Origin of the sequence: Nocardiopsis trehalosi NBRC 14201 (assembly GCF_001552555.1) — a bacterium.
Classification (GTDB): domain Bacteria; phylum Actinomycetota; class Actinomycetes; order Streptosporangiales; family Streptosporangiaceae; genus Nocardiopsis_B; species Nocardiopsis_B trehalosi.
This window is the reverse complement of the sequence record NZ_BCRK01000307.1, coordinates 1-3,457: the sequence shown is the minus strand read 5'-3', so window position 1 is coordinate 3,457 and position 3,457 is coordinate 1. Positions and strand designations below refer to the sequence as shown.

Here is a 3,457-nt window from a genome sequence, read left to right as displayed (position 1 = left end):
GCGGCCGGGGCGGGGGCGCCGGGCCGGCCGCGCGCGGCGGGGCGGGGCGGGGCGGTCAGGCGGCGCCGCGGCGGCGCTGCCAGGCCAGCGCGGCGGCGCCGACCAGCAGGCCGCCCGCCGCCCCGGCGAGGCCCCACGCCCAGCCGGGCGTGCGGGGGGCGGCGGTGCCGTCGGACCGGTGGTCGGGGACGTCGGCCGGGTCGCCGTAGGTCCCCTGGCGGTCGACGGTGGACCCGTCGGCCCACCCGCCGCCCATGTCGCAGTTGACCCGGTCGCGGGCGGTGACGACGCCCTCCCCGTCCAGGTTCATGTCACCGCTCTCGGAGCGGGCGGTGGTGCCCGCCTCGGGGGCGGTGTCGGGCATGCGGATGCCCCACTCGTCCTTGGTGCGCCGCTCGACGTCGGCCACGAGGTGGTCGCCGAGGTCGAGCGCCGCCATGGCCCGCTCGCCGCCGAAGCCGGTGAGGGCGGCCCGGCCGGCGGCGTCGTCGCCCGCCCGGTAGGCGTCGAGGGCCGCGGCCTCGGCGCCGTCCAGGTCGGCCAGCGTCTGCGCCTCGAAGCCCTCCAGGGCGCGGGTGACCTCGCCGAGGAACTCCTCGGGGTGCTCGCAGGTGTAGTAGAGCAGCCGCTTGAAGGTGCGCACCGGGTAGCGGGTGGCCTCCAGGTGGGCGTACTCGGGGTCGATGTACTCGGCGGCCGCCCCGGATGTGAGGTAGCGGTGCTGGGAGTACTCGGGCGGCACCTCCTCGGCGCCGATGTGCCAGGGGATGTAGGGGGCGCTCACCGCGGCGGTGGGGGCGACCCACAGCGTCGCCAGGTCGGGGTGCGGCAGGTCGTCGCGGAGCGGGGCGACCTGGCCGTAGCCGGAGCGGTCGTCGGACCAGCGGGGGTCGCGGACCATGCGCAGCATGTCCTCCAGGCGCAGGGGCGCCATCGCGCGCAGCTCGTCCTCCAGCCGCGGCGGGTAGCGGTAGGGGGCGTCCGCGTCGTCGCCCGGGGGGCCGGGGAACGGGGTGCCGTAGACCTCCTGGAGGTCGATGGTGTCGGCGCCCTCGGGGTCGAACCAGCCCTGCTCCTCGGCGAAGGTGATGAGGTTGGGCGAGGCCATGTGGTCGGGCGAGTCGGCGTGGTCGACCGGGAAGTCGGCGATGTAGCCGGGGTAGGAGACGCGGACGTCGTCGGGGCCGAGGCGCTCGGCCGCCCACAGCCCCTCGCCGCCGGCGTACTCCACGAGCACCCAGCCCTCCTCGGCGTCGGCGAACAGGTGGGAGTTGCCGCCGTAGGTGGTGTAGCCGTACGCGTCGATGAGGCCGCCGACGATCTCCACGGCCTCGCGGGCGGTGGTGGCGCGCTCCATCGCGATGCGCGACAGGTCGCTGTACTGGGGGCCCTCCTGGGGGGTGGGCGTCATCTCCACGAGTTCGGGGCGGGAGTCCGACCAGACGTCGCGGGCGGCGACCTGGTGCTCGTTGAGGCCCCCGTTGGTGAGGGGCGCGGGGAACCCGGCGAACTCCGAGTAGTTCATGGTGATGTACTTGAACGTCCGCTCGGCCTGCGGGATCTCGGTGAGGCGACCGGGGATGTCGGCCTCGGCGGTCGCGCCGACCCGGACGGTGGCGTCCTCGGGGTGCTCCTGGGCGTCCACGATCTCCAGCCAGTGGCTCGACGGCTCGTGGCCGAAGCCGCCGAGCAGGACGGACCCGTCGGTGGTGAGGTCCTTGCCGACGTAGAAGGCGATGCTCTTGTCGGAGCCGGCGGCGGGCCGGTCGGCCGGGGCGGCGGGGCCGGAGGCGGCCGGGGCCGGTGCGGGGGCCGGGTCGGCGGCGGCCGGCGCGGCCGGCGCGAGGGTCAGCGCGGCGGCGAGGCCCAGGGCCGTCGCGGCGGTGCGGAGGTGCGGCACGGGTGCTCCACGGGTCGTCGGTCCGCTGCGCGGCGGACCGGGCGGGCGGGCGCGGACCCATAGAACGCAGAGAACGACAAACGCCGTGAACACCCCATAAGTCCGCTCAGGTCCTCCCCCGACCCGCGCGGTTCACACCCGCGCGGCCCGCGCCGCCCCGCGTCGGGGCACCGCGAGCGGCGGCGGGACCCAGCGCCGCGCCCGGCTCCAGGGGGGACCCGCCATCGGACGGGCGGGGCTTCAGGCCCGGTCCGACCACGCGGACCCGGCCGGTCACCAGACGTCCAGCACACCGGCCACCCCCGACGGGCCCGCACATCGCGTGCGGCCCGGTCAGCGCCCCGGCGCCCGCCCCGCCTCCAGTGCGCGCAGGTGGGCGTCCGCCGCCGCGATCTCGTCCTCGGAGAAGACCGCCACCCCCGCGTCCAGCAGCAGCCGCGCGGTCACCCCCGGCCCCGGCGCGGTCCCACCGGAGAACCCCCCGTCGTAGACGCGGTGCACCCCGCAGGACGGGCTCGACTCCTTCAGCACCGCCACCCGCACCCCGTTGGCGCGGGCCGTCGCGGCGGCCGCCCGCGCCCCCGCCACGAAGAAGCGGGTGACGTCGCCGCCGTCGGGGGTGCGGATGGCGGCGGCGCCGTCCAGCACCGCCCGCGCCCCCGCCGCGTCCGCGATCTCCGCCGGAGGGCGCGGCACGGGCAGCCCTCCGGCGACCTCCGGGCAGAACACGACGAGCCGGCGCTCGGCCCGCCACCGGTCCACCACCGCGTCCGCCACGGTCTTGGCCCGGCCGTCGTAGCGCACCCGCCGCCCGAGCAGGCAGGCGCTGACCAGGATCCGCTCCACGGCCCCTCCGTTCCCCGGCCGCCGCGCGGCCGGTCTCACTCCCCCGGGCCGGCGTCGGCGTCCGCCGCACCGCCCGGCCCCTGCCCCGCCGCCCTCGGGCGGGTCCGCAGGTACCTCCAGCACGCCGCCCCACCCACCAGCCACCCCGACATCAGCGCCCCGGCGGCGGTGCCGTAGGGCAGCGCCGACGCGGGGCCCCCGGAACCGGCACCGACGACCTGGACCGCCACGGCCGTATCCGTCCCGGCGGAGTCGAGGGGCTCGGACGCGGGGGCGTAAAGGGGCACCGCGACACCGTCGGAGCCGTCCGCGCCGTCCGCGCCGTCCGCCTCCGGCAGCGGGCCGGAGGTCTGCCACGCGGGGTCGCGGGCCGACTGGGCGCGGACCACGGCGGCGGCGGTGTCGCCCGCAGCGGACGCCAGCACCAGCCCGCCCCACCCCAGCACCACCACGGCCACCGCCCCCGCGCGGGCGTCGACCCCGCGCAGCCCGACCCCCACCACGGCAGCCAGCAGCCCCACGGTCACCACCGCCCGCACCGCCTCGGGCACCAGGGACCCGGGGACACCCCACTCCAGCGCGAACACGGCAGCGGCGATGAGCGCGGCGGGCACGACGGCGGCGGCGGTCACGGAACGGCGGCGGGCATCCATGGTCCGGCACTCTAGTACCGCCCCCGGGCGGGGGCACCCGCGCGCGAGGGGCCCGCCA

The 3,457-nt window shown here is 78.2% G+C and carries 3 protein-coding genes; all 3 read right to left on the bottom strand.

Annotation, left to right across the window (positions count from 1 at the left end; translation table 11 throughout):
• Positions 1–55 precede the first annotated feature (55 nt).
• The 3 genes from NT8_RS27615 to NT8_RS27605 all read right to left on the bottom strand — a co-directional run bounded on the left by NT8_RS27615 (position 56) and on the right by NT8_RS27605 (position 3,399).
• The gene (locus NT8_RS27615; RefSeq protein WP_067975911.1) at positions 56–1,900 is read right to left on the bottom strand and encodes a C69 family dipeptidase; all 1,845 of its coding nucleotides are present in this window, start codon (positions 1,898–1,900) and stop codon (positions 56–58) included.
• 333 nt (positions 1,901–2,233) lie between these two features.
• Positions 2,234–2,746 carry a DUF523 domain-containing protein gene (locus NT8_RS27610; RefSeq protein ID WP_067975907.1) on the bottom strand — a complete coding sequence of 171 codons (513 nt, stop codon included), beginning with the start codon at positions 2,744–2,746 and terminating at the stop codon, positions 2,234–2,236.
• A 35-nt stretch (positions 2,747–2,781) separates the two neighbouring features.
• Entirely contained in the window at positions 2,782–3,399 is a 618-nt protein-coding gene (locus NT8_RS27605; protein ID WP_157516002.1) for a hypothetical protein, read from the bottom strand.
• Between the last annotated feature and the right edge of the window lie 58 nt (positions 3,400–3,457).

Excerpts from the sequence above, each read along its gene's own strand:
- NT8_RS27605 (WP_157516002.1), bottom strand. The coding sequence starts at position 3,399 with ATGGATGCCCGCCGCCGTTCCGTGACCGCCGCCGCCGTCGTGCCCGCC.